Source organism: Bradyrhizobium sp. Kon37, from assembly GCF_055807535.1.
Window position 1 is genome coordinate 585,381 of record NZ_JBVVOY010000001.1, and the last position, 24,444, is coordinate 609,824.

Consider the following 24,444-nt stretch of genomic DNA (forward strand, 5'->3'; position numbering starts at 1 on the left):
CGGACCATACGGGCGCGGACACAGCGCCCCTTCGTTCGGAACAAGGACAATGTCACACCCCAACCTTCCCATCACCGAGGTCCTCGTCGTCGCCGATTGCTGGCAGCGGGAGCCCGAATCCGAAGCCGTGATCCAGCGCGCCGTGGCGGCCGCCGCCGAGAATGTCGACGAAGACGTTGCGGAGGCGGAAGTGGCGGTGATGCTGACCGATGATGCCGGCATCCGCACCCTGAACAGCAACTGGCGCGGCATCGACAAGCCGACCAACGTACTGTCGTTTCCCGCGCTGCAGCCGGATGGCGACTGGAAACCGGGCGATGCGCCGCGCATGCTCGGCGACATCGCGATCGCCTACGAGACCATGCGGCGTGAGGCGGACGAGGAACAAAAGCCGTTCGATCATCATTTGAGCCATCTCGCCGTGCACGGTTTCCTGCATCTGGTCGGCTACGACCACGAAAACGAAGACGACGCCGAGGAAATGGAAGCGCTCGAACGAGAGATCCTGGCTCATCTCGGCATTCCCGACCCCTATGCCGACCGCCCAGGGACGCATTGAGATGCCGGATTCCGACCCGATTCAGGACAATCCGCGCAACACGGCCAATTTACCGGTCGTGGTGACCTCAGGCGAGGTGATGCGCCCGACCGCGGAAGGCTGGCTGCTGCGTGCCATTCGCAGCCTGTTCGGCTGGAAGGCGGGTTCGGTACGCGACGACCTCCAGGTTGTGCTCGACGCCACGACGCCCGACGACACCGGCTTCTCGACGGTCGAGCGCACCATGCTGCGCAACATCCTCGGCCTGCACGAGCGTCGCATCGCCGATGTCATGGTGCATCGCGCCGACATCGTCGCGGTGAAGCGCGACATCCCGCTGGGCGAGTTGATGGACCGCTTCGAGAGCGCCGGCCATTCGCGCCTCGTGGTCTACAACGAGACGCTCGACGATCCCGTCGGAATCGTCCATATCCGCGATCTGCTCGCCTTCATGACCGCGCGTGCGCGCGTGTCGGGGGTCACGAAAACCAAGCGCAAGAAACCGCTGCCGGCCGGGCTCGATCTGCGGACGGTCGATCTCGCGCTGCCGCTCGAAGAAGCGCGCATCATCCGCAAGCTGCTCTACGTGCCGCCGTCGATGCGGGCGATCGACCTGCTCGCGCAGATGCAGGCCACTCGCATCCATCTGGCGCTGGTGGTCGACGAATATGGCGGCAGCGACGGCCTGGTCTCGCTCGAGGACATCGTCGAGCAGATCGTCGGCGAGATCGACGACGAGCATGACAGCGACGAGCCGCCTTCGATCGTGCGGCTGCCCGACAACGCCTTCATCGCCGACGCCCGCGCCAGCCTCGACGACGTCCGCACCGTGATCGGCGAGGACTTCGTCACCGGCGAGGCCGGCGAGGAAGTGGAGACGCTGGGCGGCTATCTCGTCAGCTTCGTCGGGCGCCTGCCGGTGCGCGGCGAGGTGATCTCGGGCCCCGGCCATTACGAGATCGAGGTGCTCGATGCCGATCCGCGCCGGGTCAAGCGACTGCGGATCTCGACGCGAAAGGAGCGCCCCGCGCCGCGCACCCAGCGCGAAAGCCGGCGCCGCGAGGCTGCGCCGGATGGCAGCCAGCCGTCGGCCAGCGACACGCCCACCCCGCCGCCAAGCGACGGGACCGGTCCGCAGTGAGCCCTTTCCAGCGATTTCGCCAGATCGCGCTTGCCATCATCCTGACCTGGGGATGGAAGCGCGCGCTCGTCGCGATGGCTGCCGGTGCGCTCTCGGTGCTGGCACTGGCGCCGTTCAACGCCTTCCCGGTGCTTTTCATCACCTTCCCGGTGCTGGTCTGGCTGATCGACGGCGCCGGCGCCGGCCGGTATCGCGGCGTCCCCGCCGCGGCGCTGACCGGCTACTGGTTCGGCCTCGGCTATTTCGTGCCCGGCCTCTACTGGATCGGCTACGCCTTCTTCGTCGATGCCGATGTGTTCGCCTGGCTGACGCCGTTCGCCGTGCTGGGCCTGCCGGCCTATCTGTCCATCTTCACGGCAATGGGCTTTGCGCTCGCCCGCCTGCTCTGGACCAAGAACGCCACGCGCGTGCTTGCGCTCGCGGCAAGTCTCACCATCACCGAATGGCTGCGCGGTCATGCGCTGACCGGCTTTCCCTGGAACGCGTTCGGTTATGCGCTGTCCGAGCCGCTGCCGCTGGCACAAACGGCGTCGCTGATCGGCCTCTGGGGCATGACGTTCCTGACGGTTGCGATCTTCGCGAGCCCCGCGGCGCTGATCGACCGCACGCCCGATCGCCGCCTGGCGTGGCGCGCACCGGCCGCGGCCGTGGCGCTCCTGCTGGTCATGAGTATCTTCGGCGCGATCCGCCTGTCGCTGCATCCGACCACGATGGTCGCGGGCACCAAATTGCGCCTTATGCAGCCGGATCTCCAGCAGGACGCGAAATTCAACTACGCCGCCAAGGCGGAGGTGATGAAGAAATATCTGGCCTTGTCGGACCGCGCCTCCGGGCCGCAATCGACCGGCGTGCGCGATGCCACCATCCTGATCTGGCCGGAATCCGCCTTTCCGTTCTTCCTCACTCGCGAAGCCGATGCGATGGCGCAAATCGCGGAGCTTCTGCCCAAGGGCACGGTGCTGATCACGGGCTCGGTCCGCGCGCCCGACCTGCCGCGGGGCACGCCGATCACACGCGCCTATAATTCGATCTACGTGATCGACCACGACGGCAGCGTGCTCTCCATGTACGACAAGCTGCATTTGGTGCCGTTCGGCGAGTTTCTTCCCTACCAGGGCCTGATGGAGAAGCTCGGTTTCGAGCAACTCACGCGTGTGCGCGGTGGCTTCATTGCCGGCACCGTGCGCCACGCGCTGGCGGTCCCCGGCGCGCCGTCCGCGCTGCCGCTGATCTGCTACGAGGCAATCTTCCCCGGCGAAGTGGCTGGACCCAATGAGCGTCCGGGCTGGATCGTGAATCTCACCAATGACGGCTGGTTCGGAATCTCGACCGGCCCCTACCAACACCTCGAACAGGCGCGGATGCGCGCGATCGAGCTCGGATTACCGCTGGTTCGCTCCGCCAATACCGGCGTTTCCGCGGTAATCGATCCGGTGGGACGCATCGTCGCCAGTCTCGGTCTCGGGATCGAAGGCGTTTTGGATGCAAATCTGCCCGCCGCGATCCCGCCGACCATCTATGCGCGCGTGGGCGATGTACCCGCGGCCATGCTTGTCGCGCTCGCCGTGTTTTGGGCGGTCCGCCGACGTGTTGCCAAACGGCATCCCTGATCACGCAGCCGCGGCCGATAACTTTTGACAACCGTAGTCCCACGGTTGACAGACTGCACGCGGCCTCCTCATTCTGCACCGGCTGCAAAAGACAGTGGGCATTGCTAAATTTCTCCGCAATGTTTTCCAATAACAGGGTCTGATTTTGACGTTGCTTACACCTGAGGCATTCCTGATTGCGCCGAAGGTGATGTTTGGAGGGCTGAGGAAATGTCGAAAGCGCCCAACCCTGTTGACAAATATGTCGGCAGTCGCGTGCGGATGCGCCGCATCATGTTGGGCATGAGCCAGGAAAAGCTCGGTGAAGCTTTGGGCCTGACCTTCCAACAAGTTCAGAAATACGAGAAGGGCACAAACCGGGTCGGCGCGAGCCGCATCCAGCAAATTGCCGAAATTCTCCAGGTGCCGGTGTCCTTCCTGTTCGAGGGCGGTCCGAGCGGCGTGGCGGGGCCGGACGGCTTCGCAGAAGGCGCATCGCCGTCTTACGTCTCGGATTTTCTCGCGACGTCCGAAGGACTGGCCTTGACCAAGGCGTTCACCCGAATCACCGATTCGAAGATGCGCCGCTCGATCGTCGATCTCGTCGAGCAGATCGCGGCTCGCGAAGGCCCCGACAAGCGCTGACGCGGCATCTCAATCCGATTTGAGGCTGCGTCAAATCTGGCCTATGTCGTCATTTGCGGCCGCGCTTTGATGCGCGTCTTCCTCGATGATGCGATTCAAAGGCACAGATGCACTCATGGTCAGCTCCAATTGGTTCGATTCCCAAACTATTCTCGATGGCATCCGCCGCTGGGTAGAGGTCGAGACGCCAACGGACGCACCTGAACAGGTCAACAAGCTGGTCTCAATAGTCGCGGAGCAATACCGCGATCTCCCTGTTACGCTCGAGCGCATCGCCGGCGTCGATGGCTGCGGCGATCATCTCGTGGCGCGCTCGACCTGGGGCCAGGACCGGCCCGGCATCCTGGTGCTGAGCCACCTCGATACCGTTCACCCCATGGGATTCATCGAGCGCCTGCCGTTCAAGGTCGAAGGCGACAGCGCGTTCGGTCCCGGCATTTACGACATGAAGGGCGGCGCCTACATCGCCCACCACGCCTTTCGCGCGCTTTGCGCCACGGCCGATCGCTCGCCGCTCGGCATCACCCACCTATTCACCTCGGACGAGGAGATCGGCAGCCCCACCTCTCGCGCACTCATCGAGACCGAAGGGCGCAAGGCGAAATACGTCCTGGTGACGGAGCCGGCCCGCGATGGCGGCAAGATCGTCACCGGCCGCAAGGGCGTCGGGCGATTCGAAGTGTTCATCAAGGGCGTGCCCGCGCATGCCGGCACGCGGCCCCAGGATGGCCGCAGCGCGATCCGCGAGCTCGCCAACGTGATCCTGGCGCTGGAAGCGATGAATGATCTGGCGCGCGGCGTCACCGTCAATGTCGGCGTCGTGCGCGGCGGCACGCGGCCCAATGTGACGCCGGAAGAAGCCCATGCCGAAATCGATGTGCGCGTGCCGAGCTTCAAGGACGCGGATGAATTCGTCGGCAAGATCCTCGCCCTGACATCAAGGACGGATGGCGTCACCGTCAAGGTCACGGGCGGGCTCAATCGTCCGCCTTACGAGAAGAGCAATGCCGGCGCCTCGCTGTACGAACATGCAAAGACCGTTGCCACGGAGATCGGTTTCGAGCTGGTCGACGTTCACACCGGCGGCGGTTCGGACGGTAATTTCACCGCCGCCCACACCGCGACGCTCGACGGGCTCGGCGTCGACGGCAAGGGCGCGCACACACATTATGAGCAGCTCTACGTCTCGTCGCTCGAACCGCGCGCGCGGCTGCTCCATCGCCTGTATCAGACGCTACGATGAGTGAGCGCAAATCAGATCCCGATCGCGAGGACAGCGAGCGCGCTTTCTTCGGGCGCCGCAAGGGCCACAAGCTCAGGCAACACCAGGCCGAGCTGATCGATCATCTGCTGCCGCGTCTTGCGCTCGCGATCGACCGCGAAGCACCGGCGGATGCCCGCGTGATCTTCGTCCCTGCCGTCGACGATTTGCGGCTTGAGATCGGCTTCGGCGGCGGCGAGCATCTTGCGGCGGAAGCGCAAAACTTCGCCACGACCGGCTTCATCGGCTGCGAGCCTTACGTCAACGGCATGGCGAAGATCCTCGCGCAGATCGAGGCCGCCGAGATCGGCAACATCCGCCTGTTCGCAGGTGATGCCGCCGAGCTCCTGGCCTGGCTGCCGAAGGCTTCGCTGTCGCGGATCGACCTGATCCATCCCGACCCCTGGCCGAAACGGCGGCACTGGAAGCGGCGCTTCGTCCAGGACCGGACCATCGCCGCGATGGCGCGCGTGTTGAAAGCCGGCGGCGAATTTCGTTTCGTCTGCGACATCGACGATTACTGCGCCTGGACGCTGTCGCATCTGTCGCGCTCGCAGGACTTTGTCTGGCTCGCGGAGCGCGCCGATGATTTTCGCCTGCCGTGGGACGGATACACGATGACGCGCTATGGCCGAAAGGCCACGCGCGAAGGCCGCAAGGCGGCGTATCTGCGATTCAGGCGGGTTTAGATCGTCTGCCGGTTGCGCCAGAAATTCACGACGCGCTCGGCGGTCGTCGGCATCAGCCGCGTGAAATTGGCGCGCGCCTGCTCAAGATCGGCATCGGCTGGCGTGCGATTCGGGCCGTACCACATCAGGATCAGTGCACGCACCGTCGGCCAGCTGACATTCAGCACACGCGCCAGAACCAGAATTGGATCGTAGCGGTCACCTGTGATCAGGCGGTCGAGGACAGAGAGGCGGACGCCGGACATCGCCGAGAGCGACGCGATCGCCTCCTCGTATTTGTGGGCCTTCGCGAAGCCAAACAGCGCGCTCTCGCCAAGATGGCCCCCGCGATGCAAGGCCAGAATCGTACGTTGCGCTCCCGAGAAATCGCGACGCGGTCCGGGCGGCAGCGTGGCTTCCTCGATGGCCGCCATGGCGCGCTTGATTTCGACCTGGCGCACGGGATTGACCACGCTCGAGAGGCGACGGCGGATGACGTCGAGCGTACCGTCGAGAAGCTGTTTCAGGTTCTCGCCCGAAAGATCGCTACGCTGGCCGATCCTGAGCGTCAGCACGCCATCCTGTGCGGCACGCTTGATCAGCTCCGAATAGCTGCCAGGCGAGAACACCGCGCCGGAATTGCCCGCGGCGCGGCGCACCACGTCGCGATCGCCGCGCTCGATCAGCACGTCGGTGATGACAGCCGACAGCGTGGGTCGCTCGCTCATCGCGAGCAGATGGCCCTGGCCCTTCAGTCGCGCAATTTCGACGAGAGCGGCGTCGTCGAGCACGGGCGAATGGCGCAGCACGGGGCCCGCCACCGCGATTTCGTTTTCGCGCGCGAGCTGACTCACGAGATGCCGGGGCGCGTTGTTCAGGCGCGAGAAGCGTTCGGCGAGATCGACGCGCGAGGCGAGCTCGGCATGCGGGACGAGATCGATCAGCAAATTATCGAAGAGATCGATGACATCGGGACGGAGGTTCTCGGCGTCCTGAAAGAACAATTGGGAGATGGCGTGCGCGATCTCGCCGCGACGCCGCGGGTCGCCGCGTTTGACGATATCGTCCAGTCCGGGAATGAGCGACGTGGCAACGGTCATGAAAACGCAAACTCGTACGGGGCACGCCGCGGGTGCGCCCTTAGTCCAAGCCGCCCCACAATCAGGAATTTAGGCCTCGGAGGTGAAGGAAGCGTTGCGCGAGGCCGCAGGCCGGGCGCAAAAAGCCCAGCCGGCCCTGCATGGGCCTTGTCCGGGAAGACGGAAAGGGCTATATCAGCGCCAATTCATCTTCTCATACGATCCGCGTAGTGAGAGTGGGCCCGAAAGGACCCGCTCTTTTTTATTACCTGAACGCGGCTTGGTGGGAGATGTGCGGCCCGGCGATCTGTCGGGAGAGTTCCGAAGCGAGCTTTGAGATCTTAAACCAAGCCTTAACCATATCGAGCGCCTTGACCTCTGACATGACCGAACCGAACTCTGGTTCCACGGATGCCGAATTGCTGGCCGAGCCGAGGCTCGTAGTCGAGCCGGGCGTGGCGGCACGGGTGTCCGCGGTCGCCGGGCCGGTGCTCGAAGGCATGGGCTACCGCCTGGTGCGAATCCGCATTTCCGGGGAATCCGGCTGCACCGTGCAGGTTATGGCCGAGCGGCCGGACGGCTCCATGCAGATCGAGGATTGCGAGGCGATCTCGCGGGCGCTGTCGCCCGTGCTCGACGTCGCCGATCCCGTCGATCGCGCCTATCGGCTGGAAATCTCCTCGCCGGGGATCGACCGCCCGCTGGTGCGCCGCTCCGATTTCGAGCGTTATGCCGGCCATCTGGTGAAGATCGAGATGGCGGTCGCCCATGAGGGGCGGAAGCGGTTCCGCGGCACGATCGGCCCCGTCGAAGGCGACCAGGTGCATCTACATCGCGACGACGTCAAGGCGGCCGAGGCTGCCGAAGTTCTCCTGACGATGGAAGATATCGCCGAGGCGCGACTGGTGCTGACCGACGAGCTGATCGCGGAATCCATGCGCCGCGGCAAGGCCCAGGCACGCGAGATGCGCCGCAATCTCGGCCTGGAGCCGCCGGCGGCACCGCACGCCAGCATCAGCGAAAAAACGACCAAGAACACCAAGCCGGCTAAGAAGCCGGCGCCGGCAACTACGAAGAAGCCGGCTCCGACCAATACCAAGAAACATCGCCTGGCCGCCGAACGCGCGCGACGGGGCGAGATCGATCCTGACGAAGGAGACTAGCCATGGCAGTCAGCGCCAATCGACTTGAATTGCTTCAGATCGCCGACGCCGTTGCGCGCGAGAAATCGATCGACCGCGGCATCGTCATCGCGGCGATGGAGGATGCCATCGCCAAGGCGGCGCGGGCCCGTTACGGCAGCGAGACCGACGTTCACGCCGAGATCGACCCGAAGAAGGGCGAGCTCCGGTTGTCGCGCCACATGCTGGTGGTCGAGACGGTCGAAAACCATTCCAACCAGATCTCGCTGGTGGATGCGCAGCGCGCCAATCCCGGTGCCCAGGTCGGCGACACCATCGCCGACACCCTGCCGCCGCTGGAATATGGCCGCATCGCCGCGCAGTCGGCCAAGCAGGTGATCGTGCAGAAGGTGCGCGAGGCCGAGCGTGACCGGCAATATATGGAATTCAAGGACCGCATCGGCGACATCGTCAACGGCGTCGTCAAGCGCGTCGAATACGGCAGCGTGATCGTCGATCTCGGCCGCGGCGAGGCCATCATCCGCCGCGACGAGATGCTGCCGCGCGAAGTGTTCCGCAACGGCGACCGCGTCCGGGCCTACATCTTCGACGTCCGCCGCGAGACCCGCGGGCCACAGATCTTCCTTTCCCGCACCCATCCGCAGTTCATGGCAAAGCTGTTCGCGCAGGAAGTGCCCGAGATCTATGACGGCATCGTCGAGATCAAGGCAGTCGCCCGCGATCCCGGCTCGCGCGCCAAAATCGGCGTGATTTCCCGTGATTCCTCGGTCGATCCGGTCGGCGCCTGCGTCGGTATGCGCGGTTCGCGCGTGCAGGCGGTGGTGAACGAATTGCAGGGCGAGAAGATCGACATCATCCCCTGGTCGCCCGACATCGCGACCTTCGTGGTCAACGCGCTGGCGCCAGCCGAAGTCTCCAAGGTCGTCATCGACGAAGACCGCGAGCGCATCGAGGTCGTCGTGCCCGACACCAACAACCAGCTCTCGCTGGCGATCGGCCGCCGCGGCCAGAACGTGCGTCTGGCCTCGCAGCTCACCGGCTGGGACATCGACATCCTGACCGAGCAGGAGGAATCGGAGCGCCGCCAGGCCGATTTCGAGAACTCCACCCGCGTCTTCATGGAATCGCTCAATGTCGACGAAGTGGTCGGCCAATTGCTGGCGTCGGAAGGCTTCACTTCGGTCGAGGAACTCGCGATGGTGGACGTCAAGGAACTCGCCGGCATCGAAGGTTTCGACGAGGAGACCGCGCAGGAACTGCAGAACCGCGCCCGTGAATATCTCGAACAGCTGGAAGCCGAGCTCGAGGCCAGGCGCAAGGAGCTCGGCGTCGAGGACGCCGTCAAGGACGTGCCCGGCGTCACCTCGAAGATGCTGGTGAAGTTCGGCGAGAACGACATCAAGACGGTCGACGACCTCGCCGGCTGCGCCACGGACGATCTGGTGGGCTGGACCGAGCGCAAGGAAGGCGGCGAGCAGACCAAATATCCGGGCGCGCTCGATGGCCTCGAAATTTCCCGTGACGATGCCGAAGCGATGATCATGCAGGCCCGCGTCAAGGCCGGCTGGATCACCGAGGCCGATCTCGCCAAGCCCGCCGAAGAGGCCGAGGCGACCGAAGATCAGCCGGCTTAAGGCGAAGGAGGATGTCACCCGGATGCTCGCCGATACTGACCCCGAACTCGACCATGGACCGCGGACCGAAAGGTCCGCGACCATGCGGATGTGTGCGGTCAGCCGCGAGGTCCGGCCGATCGACGAGCTGATCCGCTTCGTCGTCTCGCCCCAAGGGCAAGTAGTTCCCGATCTCAAGCGCAAGCTGCCCGGACGCGGCATGTGGGTCACCGCCTCGCGCGAGGTGGTTGCGGAAGCCGTTCGGCGTCACCATTTCACCAAAGCCTTCAAGCGCGAGCTGCGCATTCCTCAGACGCTTCCCGCCGACGTCGAGGCGCTCCTGGTCCGGAGCGTGGTCGAAGCCCTTGGGATTGCCGCCAAGGCGCGCCAGATCGTGGCCGGTTTCGGCAAGGTCGAAAGCGCGCTTCGGGAAGGTACGGTCGAGGTCCTGATCCATGCCAGCGACGGGGCCGCGGACGGAATCCGCAAATTGGACATGCTGGCGCGTCAAAATGAGGGAAATCGCGGCGCCAAGCCGCCGATTCCCGTCGTCACCGCACTAAAATCGACAGAATTGGATTTGGCACTTACCCGGTCAAATGTGATACATGCTGCCCTGCTCGCGGGCCCGGCGAGCAAGTCATTCCTGTCACGTAGCCAGATGCTGGTCCGATACCGGATGGCGGACGCTGACAGGACTGCCGAAAAGCCCGGCCAGGATTTCTGAGAGACAACGACCACCCGATAGCACGGTGCGGCAACGCACAAGACAACAAGATCAGGATTAGGACTGCTTAATGGTTGATACCAAGACCCCTGGCGACAAGAAGCTGAGCGTTCCGAGCAAGACGCTATCGCTCAAGCCGCGCGTCGAAACGGGCACCGTGCGCCAGAGCTTCAGTCATGGCCGTAGCAAGCAGGTCGTGGTCGAGAAGCGTGGCAAGCGCCGTGTCGACGGCAGCCCCGAGCCGCAGGTGGCCGAGGTGGCGAAGCCCGCGCCGGCCGCCGCCGCGCCCAAGCCTGCTCCGGCCCGCCCCGCGCCGCCGCGCAACGCCGGCTCCGGCGTGGTGCTGCGCACGCTGACTGAGGACGAACGTTCCGCCCGCGCCAGCGCGCTGGCCGATGCCAAGGTGCGCGAAGTCGAAGAGCGCCGCCATGCCGAGGAAGAGGCCCAGCGCCGCGCGGTCCGCGAAAGCGCCGAGCGTGCCGATCGCGAGGCCGCCGAAGCCCGCCGCAAGGCCGAGGAGGAGCGTCACCGCCACGAAGAGGAAGCCAAGCGGAAGGCCGAAACCGAGGCCAAGAAGCGTTTTGGCGAAGGCGAGCAACCGCAATCTGCGGCGCGCCCTGCAACCACGACCTCGGCCGCTCCTGCAGCGCGGCCCGGAGCGCCCACGGCGCGCCCCGGCACAACCACCACGGCACGCCCGGGAACAACGACCGCGCGGCCCGGAACGACCACGCAGCGGCCGGGAGGCCCGGTGGGCCGCGCCCCCGCTGTCGCGGCCGGACCGGACGAGGACGAGGGTCCGCGCCAGATCCGTCGCGGCCCCGGCGGCGCTGCGCGGCCTGTGGTCGCTCCCAAGCCCACTCACAAGCCCGGCCCGCAGAAGGAGCGCGGCCGCCTGACGGTCGTCACCGCCTTCAATGCCGACGACGTCCGCGAGCGCTCGATCGCCTCGTTCCGCCGCCGCACCCAGCGCCTGAAGGGCCATGCCGCGAACGAGCCGAAAGAAAAGCTCATCCGCGAGGTGGTCATTCCGGAAGCGATCACGATCCAGGAGCTCGCCAACCGCATGTCGGAGCGCGCGGTGGAAATCATCCGCATGCTGATGAAGCAGGGCGCGATCCACAAGATCACCGACGTGATCGATGCCGACACTGCGCAGCTGATCGCCGAGGAGCTTGGTCACACCGTCAAGCGCGTTGCCGCCTCCGACGTTGAAGAAGGCCTGTTCGACGCCATCGACGATTCCACCGACACCGAGCCGCGCTCGCCGGTGGTGACCGTGATGGGCCACGTCGACCACGGCAAGACCTCGCTGCTCGACGCGCTCCGCCATGCCAACGTCGTCTCCGGCGAAGCGGGCGGCATTACCCAGCATATCGGCGCCTATCAGGTGCTGTCGCCCGAAAGCGGCAAGAAGATCACCTTCATCGACACGCCCGGCCACGCCGCGTTCACCGCGATGCGCGCCCGCGGCGCCAAGGTGACCGACATCGTCGTGCTGGTGGTTGCGGCCGACGACGGCGTGATGCCGCAGACGATCGAAGCCATCAACCACGCCAAGGCGGCGCGGGTGCCGATCATTGTTGCCATCAACAAGATCGACAAACCCGACGCCAAGCCCGAGCGCGTGCGCACCGAGCTGCTCCAGCACGAGGTGCAGGTGGAATCCTTCGGCGGCGAAGTCGTCGACGTCGAAGTGTCGGCGAAGAACAAGACCAATCTCGACAAGCTGCTCGAGATGATCGCGCTCCAGGCCGACATCCTCGACCTCAAGACCAATTCGGATCGTCCGGCCGAAGGCACCGTGATCGAAGCCAAGCTCGATCGCGGCCGCGGTCCGGTCGCGACCGTTCTGGTCCAGCGCGGCACGCTCCGTGTCGGTGACATCATCGTCGCCGGCGCCGAAATGGGCCGCGTCCGCGCGCTGATCTCGGATCAGGGCGAGACGGTGCAGGAGGCAGGTCCGTCGGTGCCGGTCGAGGTGCTCGGCTTCAACGGCCCGCCGGAAGCCGGCGATCGTCTCGCCGTGGTCGAGAACGAAGCCCGCGCCCGTCAGGTCACCAGCTACCGCGCGCACCAGAAGCGCGAGAACGCGGCTGCCTCGATCTCCGGCATGCGCGGCTCGCTCGAGCAGATGATGTCGCAGTTGAAGACGGCGGGCCGCAAGGAATTCCCGCTGATCATCAAGGCCGACGTGCAGGGCTCGCTGGAAGCGATCCTCGGCTCGCTGGAGAAGCTCGGCACCGACGAGGTCGCCGCGCGTATCCTGCATGCCGGTGTCGGCGGCATCTCGGAATCGGACGTGACGCTCGCGGAAGGCTTCAACGCCGCGATCATCGGCTTCTCGGTTCGTGCGAACAAGGAGGCCGCTGCGGCCGCCAAGCGCAACGGCATCGAGATCCGTTACTACAACATCATCTACGACCTCGTGGACGACGTGAAGAAGGCCATGAGCGGCCTGCTCGCGCCGACCCTGCGCGAAACCATGCTCGGCAATGCCGCGATCCTGGAGATCTTCAACATCTCCAAGGTCGGCAAGGTCGCCGGCTGCCGCGTCACCGACGGCACCGTGGAACGTGGCGCCAATGTGCGTCTGATCCGCGACAACGTCGTCGTGCACGAAGGCAAGCTGTCGACGCTGAAGCGCTTCAAGGACGAAGTGAAGGAAGTCCAGTCCGGTCAGGAATGCGGCATGGCCTTCGAGAACTATCACGACATGCGCGCCGGTGACGTCATCGAGTGTTATCGCGTAGAGACGATCCAGCGCTCCCTGTAAGTCCAAATCTTACCGAAGCGCCTGGATCTTTTTTGAACTGAATTGCGGGAGTGCGATGGCCGGATTTTTTTCCGGCCATCCACCCCTCTTCGTTTCAGCAAGACAAATGACAGTGCCAGTGCCCCAAACGCGGGCATGACGAGGTGATTTTCAGACCATGCCCCGCCATCATCAGAAAAAGAGTTCCGCGTCCGGCGGCTCGCAACGTCAGTTGCGGGTCGGCGAGCAGGTTCGCCATGCGATAGCCGAGATTCTGGCGCAAGGCAGCGTGCATGATGCAGACCTCGAAGGTCACATCATCACCGTGCCGGAGGTGCGGATGTCGCCCGACCTGAAGCTCGCAACAGTCTATGTGATGCCGCTCGGTGGCCGCGATACCGAGATCGTCCTCGCTGCGCTCGAGCGCAACAAGAAATTCCTGCGCGGCGAGGTCGCGCGGCGCGTTAACCTGAAATTTGCACCTGACCTTCGCTTCCGCGTCGACGAACGATTCGACGAAGCGGAACGGATCGAGAAGCTTTTGCGAACACCCGCGGTGCAGAAGGACCTCGAACAGGACTTGGAACAGGATCCGGATTCGGATCGGGAAGAAGAACGATGACGATGGACCCGGCTCACGGCACGATCGGCGGCGAAGAGGCCGATCAGCTCGACGTGCAGAAAAATAATTTTGCGGACATGGGCGGCAATTCTCAGCCGCCTCAGGAGCCGCGCCGCGTCAACAACGATCCGCGCGCCAACAAGCAGAAGGGCAACCAGCCGCGCCGCGACCGCCGCGACGTCCACGGCTGGGTCGTGCTCGACAAGCCGATCGGCATGACCTCGACGCAGGCCGTTGCCGTGCTCAAGCGCCTGTTCAACGCCAAACGCGCCGGCCATGCCGGCACGCTCGATCCGCTCGCCTCCGGTGGCTTGCCGATCGCGCTCGGCGAGGCCACCAAGACCGTCCCCTTCGTCATGGATGGCCGCAAGCGCTACCGGTTCACGGTATGCTGGGGCGAGGAGCGCGACACCGACGACATCGAGGGCCGGGCGACCGCAACCTCGGACCAGCGCCCGACCCGGGAGGCCATCGAGGCCCTGCTGCCCCGTTTCACCGGGATGATCCAGCAGATTCCGCCGCGCTATTCCGCGATCAAGGTCCAGGGCGAGCGCGCCTACGACCTTGCCCGCGACGGCGAGATCGTGGAACTGGCCCCCCGCCCGGTCGAGATTCACCGTTTAAGCCTTGTAGATCAACCGGATAGCGACCATGCCGTGTTCGAGGCCGAATGCGGCAAGGGCACCTATGTTCGCGCGCTGGCCCGCGATATGGGCCGGATTCTCGGCACTTACGGCCATATCTGCGCGCTGCGGCGGACCCTGGTCGGCCCATTTGGCGAGAACGACATGATTCCGCTGGATCAGCTGGAGGCTTTGTGCGATAGAGCCGCGTCCGGCGAGGGTAGCCTCGCCGACGCGCTTATGCCCGTTGAGACCGCGCTGGACGACATCCCGGCACTGGCCGTCACTCGGGCTGATGCGGCAAGGCTCCATCGGGGCCAAGCCGTTTTGTTGCGCGGACGGGATGCGCCCACTTGTAGCGGCACAGTCTATGTCACGGTGGCAGGCCGACTTCTCGCGCTTGCCGAAGTCGGCAATGGCGAAATCATCCCCAAGCGTGTGTTCAACCTGACCGGCCTGACTGCCAGCGCCGATCGCAACGAGAGAAATTGACCGATGTCGATTGCCGCAGAACGCAAAGCGGAAGTCATCAAGACGAATGCCAACAAGGCCGGCGATACCGGCTCGCCAGAGGTTCAGGTCGCGATCCTGTCGGAACGCATCGCCAACCTCACCAACCATTTCAAGACCCACGTGAAGGACAACCATTCGCGTCGCGGTCTCTTGAAGCTGGTCTCGACCCGCCGCTCGCTCCTCGACTATGTGAAGAAGAAGGACGAGGCGCGTTACAAGGCGCTGCTCGAGAAGCACAACATTCGTCGTTAAGAGTTCTTGCGCGCGCCAACCGGCGCGCGTTTTCGCGCGTGATTTCGAACGAAAGCGTTTGTTTAAAGGTTTTTCGTCGAGGCTGCGTGCGCGTCGGATGCGAGCCCAAAGCGCGATAAAATCGCACTTTGGATTGTTGTTTGAGCATGATCTTGTCGGAAAACCGCTTTGCACTTTTCCGGATCATACTCGAGTGACGGCGAGTATCCGGGGCATGATGGGCGAGCACCGCGCTTCGGTGTTCGCGTTCGTGCCGACTGACAGTCCAGCAGCAATCCGGCGGCTGGGCACAACGGGCAAGGCGCCCGTATGACCCGAAGGGATGGACGCCATCCGAAATCCAAAAACCATGGCAGGATCGCAGGACGCTGATCGCCCGCTTCGATCAACGTCCCGCAATCTTGCGCATGGTTTTTGTTTTTCGACCCGTCCTTCTTTCGAGAACCCATGAAAGAAGACCTCTATGTTCAATAAGCATTCAGTCGAGATCGACTGGGGTGGACGCCCTCTCAAGCTCGAAACCGGCAAGATCGCCCGCCAGGCCGACGGCGCAGTCGTCGCGACCTACGGCGAGACCGTGGTGCTCGCCACCGTCGTTGCCGCGAAGTCGCCGCGCGAAGGCGTCGACTTCCTGCCGCTGACCGTCGATTACCAGGAGAAGACCTACGCGGCCGGCCGCATTCCCGGCGGCTATTTCAAGCGCGAAGGTCGTCCAACCGAGAAGGAAACGCTGGTTTCCCGCCTGATCGACCGTCCGATTCGTCCGCTGTTCGTCGACGGCTGGCGCAACGAGACCCAGGTGATCGTCACCGTGCTCTCGCACGACATGGAGAACGATCCCGATATCGTCGCGCTGGTGGCCTCGTCGGCCGCGCTGACCCTGTCGGGCGCTCCCTTCAAGGGCCCGATCGGCGCCGCGCGCGTCGGCTTCGCCAATGACGAGTTCATCCTCAACCCGACCCTCGACGAGATGGTCGACACCCAGCTCGACCTCGTCGTCGCCGGCACCGCAGACGCGGTGCTGATGGTGGAATCGGAAGCCAAGGAGCTGAACGAAGAGATCATGCTCGGCGCCGTGATGTTCGGTCACCGCCACTTCCAGCCCGTGATCAACGCGATCATCGAGCTCGCCGAAAAGGCCGCGAAGGAGCCGCGCGAGGTCACCACGATCGACAATTCGGCGCTCGAAAAGGAAATGCTCGGCATGGTCGAGCAGGAACTGCGCGCCGCCTACGCCATTCCGGTCAAGCAGGATCGCTACGCCGCGGTCGGCAAGGTCAAGGAAAAGGTGATCGCGCACTACTTCCCGGAAGGCCAGGAGCCGAAATACGACAAGCTGCGCATCGGCGGCGTGTTCAAGGAGCTCGAAGCCAAGATCGTTCGCTGGAACATCCTCGACACCGGCAAGCGCATCGACGGCCGCGATTCCAAGACCGTGCGCAACATCGTCGCCGAAGTCGGCGTGCTGCCCCGCGCCCACGGCTCGGCGCTGTTCACCCGCGGCGAGACCCAGGCGCTGGTCGTGACCACGCTCGGCACCGGCGAGGACGAGCAGTACATCGACGCGCTGTCGGGAACGTACAAAGAGACGTTCCTGCTGCACTACAACTTCCCTCCCTACTCGGTCGGTGAGACCGGCCGCCTCGGCGGCACCAAGCGCCGCGAGATCGGCCACGGCAAGCTCGCCTGGCGCGCGATCCACCCGGTGCTGCCGCCGCACCACGAATTCCCCTACACCACGCGCGTGGTGTCGGAGATCACCGAATCCAACGGCTCCTCGTCGATGGCTTCGGTCTGCGGCGCCTCGCTCGCGCTGATGGACGCCGGCGTGCCGTTGAAGCGGCCGACCGCGGGCATCGCGATGGGCCTGATCCTCGAAGACAAGCGCTTCGCGGTTCTCTCGGACATCCTCGGTGACGAGGACCATCTCGGCGACATGGACTTCAAGGTCGCCGGTACCGAGCAGGGCATCACCTCGCTCCAGATGGACATCAAGATCGAGGGCATCACCGAGGAGATCATGAAGGTCGCGCTCGGCCAGGCCAAGGATGGGCGTATCTACATCCTCGGCGAGATGTCGAAGGCGCTCACCAACGCCCGTGCCGAGCTCGGCGAATACGCGCCGCGCATCGAGACCTTCAAGATCGCCACCGACAAGATCCGCGAAGTGATCGGCACCGGCGGCAAGGTGATCCGTGAGATCGTCGAGAAGACCGGCGCCAAGGTCAATATCGAGGACGACGGCACCGTGAAGGTCGCCTCCAACGACGGCGAGGCCATGAAGGCCGCGATCAAGTGGATCAAGTCGATCGCCTCCGATCCGGAAGTCGGCCAGATCTATGACGGCACCGTCGTCAAGGTGATGGAGTTCGGCGCTTTCGTGAACTTCTTCGGCTCCAAGGACGGTCTCGTCCACATCAGCCAGCTCGCTTCGGCGCGCGTGCAGAAGACCTCCGACGTCGTCAAGGAAGGCGACAAGGTCAAGGTCAAGCTGCTCGGCTTCGACGACCGCGGCAAGACCCGCCTGTCGATGAAAGTGGTCGACCAGGAGACCGGCGAAGACCTCGAGGGCAAGGGCGAGAGCCAGCAGCCCGCGCGCGAAGCGGCCGGCGAGTAAATCTCGCCACCTGCCAGAAACACGAAGGGCGGCCTCGCGGCCGCCCTTTTTGTTTGTCGCTTGCTGAGCTTTGGAATCAGGCCGCGATGTCGTAGCGATCGAGGTTCATCACCTTGGTCCAGGCCTTGGCGAAGTCCTTGACGAACTGCTCCTTGGAATCCGACGTGGCATAGACCTCGGCGTAGGCGCGAAGCTGCGAGTGCGCACCCAAGATCAGGTCGACGCGCGTGCCGGTCCACTTGACCGCGTTGGTCTTGCGGTCGCGGGCCTCATAGGTGCCGTCGGTGCCGGCCGGCGTCCACTGCGTGCTCATGTCGAGCAGGTTGACGAAGAAGTCGTTGCTCAGCGTTCCCACCTTCGAGGTGAGGACGCCGTTCTTCGAACCGTTCGCATTGGCACCGAGAACGCGCAGACCGCCGAGGAGCACCGTCATCTCCGGGCCGGTAAGCCGGAGCAGCTGCGCACGATCGACCAGAGCTTCCTCAGGCATCATGAACTGCTGCCGCTTGCCAATGAAGTTGCGGAAGCCATCGGCCCGCGGCTCCAGCGGAGCAAACGAAGCGGCATCGGTCTGCTCCTGCGAGGCATCCATGCGGCCCGGCGTGAAGCCAACCTTGACGTCGATGCCGGCATCCTTCGCGGCCTTCTCGACCGCGGCGGTGCCGCCGAGCACGATGAGGTCCGCCAGCGAGACCTTCTTCGCACCGGATGACGCGTTGAAGTCCTTCTGGATCGCTTCGAGCTTGCCCAAAACCTTCGAGAGCTGAGCCGGCTCGTTCACCTCCCAGTCCTTCTGCGGGGCGAGGCGAATGCGTGCGCCGTTGGCGCCGCCGCGCTTGTCCGAGCCGCGGAACGTCGAGGCCGACGCCCATGCGGTCGAGACCAGCTCCGAGACCGACAGACCCGAGGCCAGGATCTTGGTCTTCAGCGAGGCGATATCCTGCTCGCTGGCCAGCTCGTGATTCACGGCGGGGATCGGGTCCTGCCAGATCAGCGTTTCCTTCGGCACCAGCGGGCCGAGATAGCGCACGACCGGACCCATGTCGCGATGGGTGAGCTTGAACCAGGCACGGGCGAAGGCGTCCGCGAACTGATCGGGATTCTCCAGGAAGCGGCGCGAGATCTTCTCATAGGCCGGGTCCATACGCAGCGAGAGATCGGTCGTCAGCATCGTCGGCCGATGCTTCTTCGACTTGTCGAAAGCGTCGGGAATCACGGGGTCGGCGCCCTTTGCCGTCCATTGGTTCGCACCGCCCGGGCTCTTGGTCAGCTCCCATTCGAAGTTGAACAGGTTCTCGAAGAAGTAGTTGCTCCACTTGGTCGGGGTCTGCGACCAAGTCACCTCGAGACCGCTGGTGATAGCGTCGCCCGAGTGGCCCGACGCATGTTTGCTCTTCCAGCCGAGGCCCTGATCCTCGAGCGCGCCCGCTTCCGGCTCCGGTCCGACCAGCGACGGATCGCCGGCGCCATGGGTCTTGCCGAAGGTGTGACCGCCGGCGATCAGCGCGACGGTTTCCTCGTCGTTCATCGCCATGCGGGCGAACGTCTCGCGGATGTCCTTTGCCGCGGCGATCGGATCCGGCTTGCCGTTCGGGCCTTCCGGATTGACGTAGATGAGGCCCATCTGCACCGCACCGAGCGGCTCGGCGAGCTGGCGTTCGCCGCTGTAGCGCTCATCGCCCAGCCACGTGCCTTCCGGACCCCAATACAGTTCTTCCGGCTCCCAGACGTCGACGCGGCCGCCGGCAAAGCCAAACGTCTTGAACCCCATCGATTCCAGCGCGACGTTGCCGGCCAGCACCATCAAATCGGCCCAGGAGATCTTGCGGCCGTACTTCTGCTTGATCGGCCAGAGTAGACGGCGGGCCTTGTCGAGATTGGCGTTGTCGGGCCAGCTGTTGAGCGGCGCGAAACGCTGCTGCCCGGCGCCGGCGCCACCGCGACCGTCGGTGGTGCGATAGGTGCCCGCGCTATGCCAGGCCATGCGAATCATGAGGCCGCCGTAGTGACCGAAGTCAGCGGGCCACCATTCCTGCGATTCGGTCATCAGAGCGGTCAGGTCCTTGATGATCGCGTTCAGGTCGAGCGACTTGAATTCCTTGGCGTAGTCGAAGTCCTTGTCCATCGGGTCGGACTTGGCCGAATTCTTGTGCAGCATCTCGATGCTGAGCTGGGTCGGCCACCAATCGCGGTTCGCCGGCACACGTTTTCCACCCGAAAACGGGCACTTTGAAGAGTCGTCCATGAATACCTCCTCTGGTGGCGTCGAACTCGCGCCTTTGACCAGGTAGAAGCACTCTAAGCTTCGCGTTCGATCAGGGGAAGTTGACTTTAATGATCGCAGCGATAAGATTTTCTGATGCTAAACCTCACCCTGCGCCAGCTCCGGTATTTCGACGCCCTGGCGCGTCACAGTCATTTCGGCCGCGCGGCTGAGTCCTGTTCGATCTCGCAGCCGGCGCTGTCAATGCAGATCAAGGAGCTGGAGGAGGCGCTCGGCGGGTTGCTGCTGGAGCGCAGCGCCCGGCAGGTGGCGCTGACCCGATTCGGCGAGGAGCTCGCGCAGCGCGTCCGCGACATTTTGCGCTCGGTCGACGAACTCGGCGATTTCGCCCGCGCCTCGCAGGACCGGTTCTCCGGACGGCTGCGCATCGGCATGATCCCGACGATCGCGCCCTATCTGCTGCCGACGATCACCAAGAATCTGACGCGCATGCATCCGGAGCTCGACATCCGCGTGCGCGAGACGATGACGCCGCGGCTGATCCAGGAACTGGTGGAAGGTCGGCTCGACACCGCCATCGTGGCGTTGCCGGTGTCCGAGCCCTCGCTCACCGAGGTCGCCCTGTTCGAGGAAAAATTCCTGCTGGTGCGGCCGAGCGCGGACGAGGGAACGCCGGCACCATCGCGGGAGATGATGCGCGAGATGCGGCTGCTGTTGCTCGAAGAGGGGCACTGCTTCCGCGATCAGGCGCTGTCATTCTGCAACATGCAATCGGCGCCGCCGCGCGAGATGCTGGATGCCAATTCGCTGTCGACGCTGGTCCAGATGGTCAGCGCCGGCATCGGCGTCACCTTGATCCCGGAGATGGCCGTGTCGGTGGAGACGCGATCGGCCTCAGTCTCGCTGGCACGCTTCCGCGACCCGCAGCCGTCGCGCACCATCGGCATGGTCTGGCGCAAGACCAGCCCGCTGGCGCGGCAACTGCTGCAAATCTCCGAGGTGGTGTGCCTGTCGGCGGGCAAGGTTCGCGCGCGTCCATCCGTGCGCAGCAAGCCAACCTGAGGCCTTGATGCCCCACCTCCTCATCCGCCGGGCCCGAGCGGACGAATACGACGAGATCGGCCGTGTCTGGATGGAGAGCTGGGTCTCGACCGGGCTCGGCGAGACGAGCGACTTCCTGCTGGCGAACCTGCGTGCACGCATCCGGCGCGAGATCGAGGACGGCTGGAGCCTGTTCGTCGCCGACGACAACGGCACGATTGCCGCGATGTTGGCGCTGCATCTGCCTAAATTCTATCTCGACATGCTGTTCGTCGCGCCCGCCTATCAGGGCCAATCGCTCGGCCGCCAATTGCTCGCCTTCACGCGCACGCAAATGCCGGATGAGATGTCTCTGCGCTGCGTCCGCGAGAACGAAAAAGCCTGGCGCTGGTACGAGCGCGAGGGCTTTGTGTTCGAGAAGGAAGAGGTCGAGCCGTCGAACGGGTTCATGATGAAGTATTATCGGTGGCGGCGGCAGCGGCCCGCCGGATAGGCAGTGGCCGCTTGGTGCAGCTTGCGGTTGTCACGGTTCCAATTTAGTGTGGCGTATCCGCCGTCCTCCTGCCCCTGATCTCCCGGAATCGATGTTTCGAATTGCTGTCTCGCTGATCGCGGTGCTGTCCCTGCTCACTACGGCAGCCGCGCAAACCCTTCCCGCAACCACCGCGCCTCCCGCTCAGACGGCGGCGCCGGCCAAGAAGGCAGTGAAGAAGGCGGCGCCGAAGGCCAAACCGGCTGCACAACAGCCAGTCGCGGCGGAGAGCGGCCCCTGTCAGATCGGCGTCATTTCCGCGATCGGAGACCAGTTCTCGGTGCAACATGTTGGCCTCACGATGCTCGGCAACGAGTACATGGAGGCGCCGATCGAGACGTGGGGTATCGATGATCTGTTTGTCGCGAGGGTTCGCGCCGCGGCGCCCGGCACCGCTGTCCGAAAGATCGCTTACGCAAGCGGAGCCTTCAGGCCGTACTATCATCCGGAAGCGAAACTGTTCCGCAAGGACCGTGACGACCTGACGGCCCTGGTGCGGCAGATCGCCGGAACTTCGAATTGCGAACGTTACGTCGTAGCCACGAAAGCCCGCGTTTCGGTTGATGGCACCAATCAATCAATCGAGGGCCTCGGGGTCTACAAGAATTGGGCGAGCCCTTCCGGGCGCGGCGTCGTGGTTTCCTATTTCCGCATCAACGTTTTTGACGGACGGACTTTCGACATCCATCGGGCGCCTACCCGCAGCTTCGGCGATGTGATTGCTTCGAGTTTCTCCAACAAGAACGACAATATGCAAATCCTCAACAATCTCGAATTTCCCAAAACTCCGGAACAGGTGACCAGCAGTGCATTGCTGCGTGACAGCACACGCGGCCTGCTCACGGCCCAGCTGGACCAGTATCTACCCGCGTATATCAAGGGCGAGTAAGCGCCTTTGCCGAGGGGACGCGACAAAGGCTATCGCTCGTCCGGTTCCTGCGGCTGGGCTGCATTTGACGTTTTGGCCCGGCTCGTCGTCCTTGCGGCTGTCGTGTGGTGCTTTTCGACATCTGCCTGGGCGCAGACCAAATCGGGACCACCAGGGACGGAGACGGCAGGATCAGCCGTCAAGCAAGCCAACGGCAAGACAACCACGCGGACGGCCAAGCCTGCTCCCGTGGTCGGTGGCCTGTGCGACTTCGGGGTCGTCGTCACCACCGGCGATGAGTTCACCGTGTTGACGACCGGCCTGACCGTATTTCAGAACAAGAAGACGGTCGTCCCGATCCCGGGCTGGGGACTCAATGATCTGATCTTCGCGCGGACTCGCGCCGCGATCCCTGCCGGCGTATCCGTTCTGAGAATCCCCTACAACCCGGCGAAATTTCCTCCCCACGACGAGTCCAAGGATACATTGAAGGACAGGTTGTTCCGCGATCTCAATGCGGAGCTGGCCCAATACATGCGCGAGGTCGTGAAAGGAACGAATTGCCGGCACTACATCCAGATCCTCAATTCAATCAGCCCTTTCGGGTCATCCAACTATACGGTCCGCGGCTTCGGCATCCTCAACCATGATGTGGTGCTCGGGCGTCGCATCTATCTCTACGCCCTGGCGTTTGTCCGCATCTTCGACGGGCGCGACTTTTCCGTTGTCAGACAGAGTTCTGCGCTGATCAACACGCATCATTCCCTCATGGTGCAGAGGCTTCTGGGCGTGCAGATCGGCGGCCCCTATCGCGAACTACCCGCAGAATCGTTTCCAACCCGCCCTGAAGATGCCGCCGACAATCCCGCACTGCGCGACGGCGTGCGCGCCATGCTGACGGAAAGCCTCGACAAGACGCTGCCGCTCTTGCTCGGGTTTCAACGAGCGACACGCAACAGCGACGCGCGCTGATCAACACGTCGCTCGCGGCAAAACATAGCCGCGATGGTTGAGCGGTGACGGCAGATACTGGCCGAAGAACCGTTCGTGGCCCAATTTTAAGAAATCGTGGGCACGTCGCTTGCGCGCCTTTGCCCACTCTACGAGAGCTACTCCGGCGCCTTCAAATCGTCCGGCCGCGGCATCAGGACGGTGTTGTAGCCGCTATCGACATAATGGATTTCGCCGGTCACGCCGCCGGAGAGATCCGACAGCAGGTACAGCGCCGAGCCGCCGAGCTCATCGAGCGTGACGCCGCGGCGGAGCGGCGAATGTTTTTGCATGAAGGCAAACATCGCGCGCGCCTCGCCGATGCCGGAGCCGGCGAGCGTGCGGATCGGGCCTGCGGAGATCGCGTTGACGCGGATGCCGCGCGGTCCGAAATCTGACGCAAGATAGCGCACCGAGGCTTCCAGCGCCGCCTTGGCCACGCCCATCACGTTGTAGTTCGGCATCGCGCGTTCCGAGGCGCCGAAGGTCAGCGTGATCATGCTGCCGCCCTCCGTCATCAGCTCGGCGGCGCGTTTTGCCACTTCCGTGAAGGAGAAGCAGGAGATCACCATGGTGCGCGAAAAATTTTCGCGGCTGGTGTCGGCGTAGCGGCCCTTGAGCTCGTTCTTGTCGGCGAAGCCGATCGCGTGGATCACGAAATCCAGCCGGCCCCACTTTTCGCGCAAGGCCGTGAATGTGGCGTCGACGCTGGCGATGTCCTCGACGTCGCAGGGCAGCACCATGTCGACGCCAAGCTGCTCGGCGAGCGGCTTGACGCGCTTGCCCAGGGCCTCGCCCTGGAAGGTGAAGGCAAGCTCGGCGCCATGGGCATGCAGCGTCTTCGCCATGCCCCAGGCGATCGAATGATCATTGGCGATGCCCATGATCAGACCGCGCTTGCCTTTCATTAATTCCTGCATCGTTTCGATCGCTTTCCGCTTTCGTCATGCCCGGGCTCGTCCCGGGCATCCACGCCCTTCGAAGCCGGGACCAAGACGTGGATG

21 protein-coding genes are annotated in these 24,444 nt (G+C 64.2%); 18 read left to right on the plus strand and 3 right to left on the minus strand.

Annotated elements, in window-relative coordinates:
- Positions 1-49 precede the first annotated feature (49 nt).
- The 6 genes from ybeY to AC0L3J_RS02790 all read left to right on the plus strand — a co-directional run bounded on the left by ybeY (position 50) and on the right by AC0L3J_RS02790 (position 5,863).
- The gene (ybeY, locus tag AC0L3J_RS02765) at positions 50-559 is read left to right on the plus strand and encodes an rRNA maturation RNase YbeY (protein ID WP_473345842.1); all 510 of its coding nucleotides are present in this window, start codon (positions 50-52) and stop codon (positions 557-559) included.
- A 1-nt stretch (position 560) separates the two neighbouring features.
- On the plus strand, positions 561-1,679 hold the full coding sequence (locus AC0L3J_RS02770; protein WP_473345843.1) for a hemolysin family protein: 1,119 nt from the start codon (positions 561-563) through the stop codon (positions 1,677-1,679).
- Positions 1,676-3,289 (plus strand): apolipoprotein N-acyltransferase, encoded by a 1,614-nt coding sequence (lnt, locus tag AC0L3J_RS02775; protein WP_473345844.1) that lies wholly within the window; start codon positions 1,676-1,678, stop codon positions 3,287-3,289. Before AC0L3J_RS02770 ends, lnt begins: the two co-directional genes overlap by 4 nt.
- Before the next feature lie 210 nt (positions 3,290-3,499).
- Entirely contained in the window at positions 3,500-3,913 is a 414-nt protein-coding gene (locus AC0L3J_RS02780) for a helix-turn-helix domain-containing protein (RefSeq protein WP_007598327.1), read from the plus strand.
- Between the two features lie 85 nt (positions 3,914-3,998).
- Positions 3,999-5,156 carry a M20 family metallopeptidase gene (locus AC0L3J_RS02785; RefSeq protein ID WP_473345845.1) on the plus strand — a complete coding sequence of 386 codons (1,158 nt, stop codon included), beginning with the start codon at positions 3,999-4,001 and terminating at the stop codon, positions 5,154-5,156.
- The gene (locus AC0L3J_RS02790) at positions 5,153-5,863 is read left to right on the plus strand and encodes a tRNA (guanine(46)-N(7))-methyltransferase TrmB (protein ID WP_473345846.1); all 711 of its coding nucleotides are present in this window, start codon (positions 5,153-5,155) and stop codon (positions 5,861-5,863) included. Before AC0L3J_RS02785 ends, AC0L3J_RS02790 begins: the two co-directional genes overlap by 4 nt.
- On the opposite strand, the gene AC0L3J_RS02795 is transcribed toward AC0L3J_RS02790, so the two are convergent.
- Complete coding sequence (locus AC0L3J_RS02795) at positions 5,860-6,942, minus strand: DUF2336 domain-containing protein (protein WP_456767031.1); 1,083 nt, start codon at positions 6,940-6,942, stop codon at positions 5,860-5,862. The two genes, AC0L3J_RS02790 and AC0L3J_RS02795, sit on opposite strands and share 4 nt — an antisense overlap.
- Before the next feature lie 362 nt (positions 6,943-7,304).
- Between AC0L3J_RS02795 and rimP the strand changes: the two genes are divergently transcribed.
- The 8 genes from rimP to pnp all read left to right on the plus strand — a co-directional run bounded on the left by rimP (position 7,305) and on the right by pnp (position 17,785).
- The gene (gene rimP / locus AC0L3J_RS02800; protein ID WP_473346066.1) at positions 7,305-8,084 is read left to right on the plus strand and encodes a ribosome maturation factor RimP; all 780 of its coding nucleotides are present in this window, start codon (positions 7,305-7,307) and stop codon (positions 8,082-8,084) included.
- A 2-nt stretch (positions 8,085-8,086) separates the two neighbouring features.
- Entirely contained in the window at positions 8,087-9,697 is a 1,611-nt protein-coding gene (gene nusA, locus AC0L3J_RS02805; RefSeq protein ID WP_007603900.1) for a transcription termination factor NusA, read from the plus strand.
- A 22-nt stretch (positions 9,698-9,719) separates the two neighbouring features.
- Positions 9,720-10,403, plus strand: coding sequence for an RNA-binding protein (locus AC0L3J_RS02810; RefSeq protein WP_473345847.1), 684 nt, complete (start codon positions 9,720-9,722; stop codon positions 10,401-10,403).
- 70 nt (positions 10,404-10,473) lie between these two features.
- Positions 10,474-13,179 carry a translation initiation factor IF-2 gene (gene infB, locus AC0L3J_RS02815; RefSeq protein WP_473345848.1) on the plus strand — a complete coding sequence of 902 codons (2,706 nt, stop codon included), beginning with the start codon at positions 10,474-10,476 and terminating at the stop codon, positions 13,177-13,179.
- A gap of 157 nt (positions 13,180-13,336) precedes the next feature.
- Positions 13,337-13,780 (plus strand): 30S ribosome-binding factor RbfA, encoded by a 444-nt coding sequence (gene rbfA / locus AC0L3J_RS02820; protein ID WP_473345850.1) that lies wholly within the window; start codon positions 13,337-13,339, stop codon positions 13,778-13,780.
- Positions 13,777-14,895 (plus strand): tRNA pseudouridine(55) synthase TruB, encoded by a 1,119-nt coding sequence (gene truB / locus AC0L3J_RS02825; RefSeq protein ID WP_473345851.1) that lies wholly within the window; start codon positions 13,777-13,779, stop codon positions 14,893-14,895. The genes rbfA and truB overlap by 4 nt, the downstream gene beginning before the upstream one ends.
- A gap of 3 nt (positions 14,896-14,898) precedes the next feature.
- Complete coding sequence (rpsO, locus tag AC0L3J_RS02830) at positions 14,899-15,168, plus strand: 30S ribosomal protein S15 (protein WP_007598346.1); 270 nt, start codon at positions 14,899-14,901, stop codon at positions 15,166-15,168.
- 463 nt (positions 15,169-15,631) lie between these two features.
- Entirely contained in the window at positions 15,632-17,785 is a 2,154-nt protein-coding gene (gene pnp, locus AC0L3J_RS02835; protein ID WP_007598347.1) for a polyribonucleotide nucleotidyltransferase, read from the plus strand.
- A gap of 76 nt (positions 17,786-17,861) precedes the next feature.
- Here the strand turns inward: pnp and katG are convergent, their stop codons facing one another.
- A complete protein-coding gene (gene katG, locus AC0L3J_RS02840) occupies positions 17,862-20,030 on the minus strand; it encodes a catalase/peroxidase HPI (protein ID WP_473345853.1) in 2,169 nt (722 codons plus the stop codon).
- A 114-nt stretch (positions 20,031-20,144) separates the two neighbouring features.
- Here katG and AC0L3J_RS02845 point away from each other — a divergent pair, with 114 nt between their 5' ends.
- The 4 genes from AC0L3J_RS02845 to AC0L3J_RS02860 all read left to right on the plus strand — a co-directional run bounded on the left by AC0L3J_RS02845 (position 20,145) and on the right by AC0L3J_RS02860 (position 23,422).
- Positions 20,145-21,071 carry a hydrogen peroxide-inducible genes activator gene (locus tag AC0L3J_RS02845; protein WP_018455793.1) on the plus strand — a complete coding sequence of 309 codons (927 nt, stop codon included), beginning with the start codon at positions 20,145-20,147 and terminating at the stop codon, positions 21,069-21,071.
- A gap of 7 nt (positions 21,072-21,078) precedes the next feature.
- Positions 21,079-21,543, plus strand: coding sequence for a GNAT family N-acetyltransferase (locus AC0L3J_RS02850; RefSeq protein WP_473345854.1), 465 nt, complete (start codon positions 21,079-21,081; stop codon positions 21,541-21,543).
- A gap of 46 nt (positions 21,544-21,589) precedes the next feature.
- On the plus strand, positions 21,590-22,471 hold the full coding sequence (locus AC0L3J_RS02855; RefSeq protein WP_473345855.1) for a hypothetical protein: 882 nt from the start codon (positions 21,590-21,592) through the stop codon (positions 22,469-22,471).
- Between the two features lie 72 nt (positions 22,472-22,543).
- The gene (locus AC0L3J_RS02860) at positions 22,544-23,422 is read left to right on the plus strand and encodes a hypothetical protein (protein WP_473345856.1); all 879 of its coding nucleotides are present in this window, start codon (positions 22,544-22,546) and stop codon (positions 23,420-23,422) included.
- Between the two features lie 137 nt (positions 23,423-23,559).
- On the opposite strand, the gene fabI is transcribed toward AC0L3J_RS02860, so the two are convergent.
- Positions 23,560-24,360 carry an enoyl-ACP reductase FabI gene (gene fabI / locus AC0L3J_RS02865; protein ID WP_473345857.1) on the minus strand — a complete coding sequence of 267 codons (801 nt, stop codon included), beginning with the start codon at positions 24,358-24,360 and terminating at the stop codon, positions 23,560-23,562.
- Positions 24,361-24,444 lie beyond the last annotated feature (84 nt).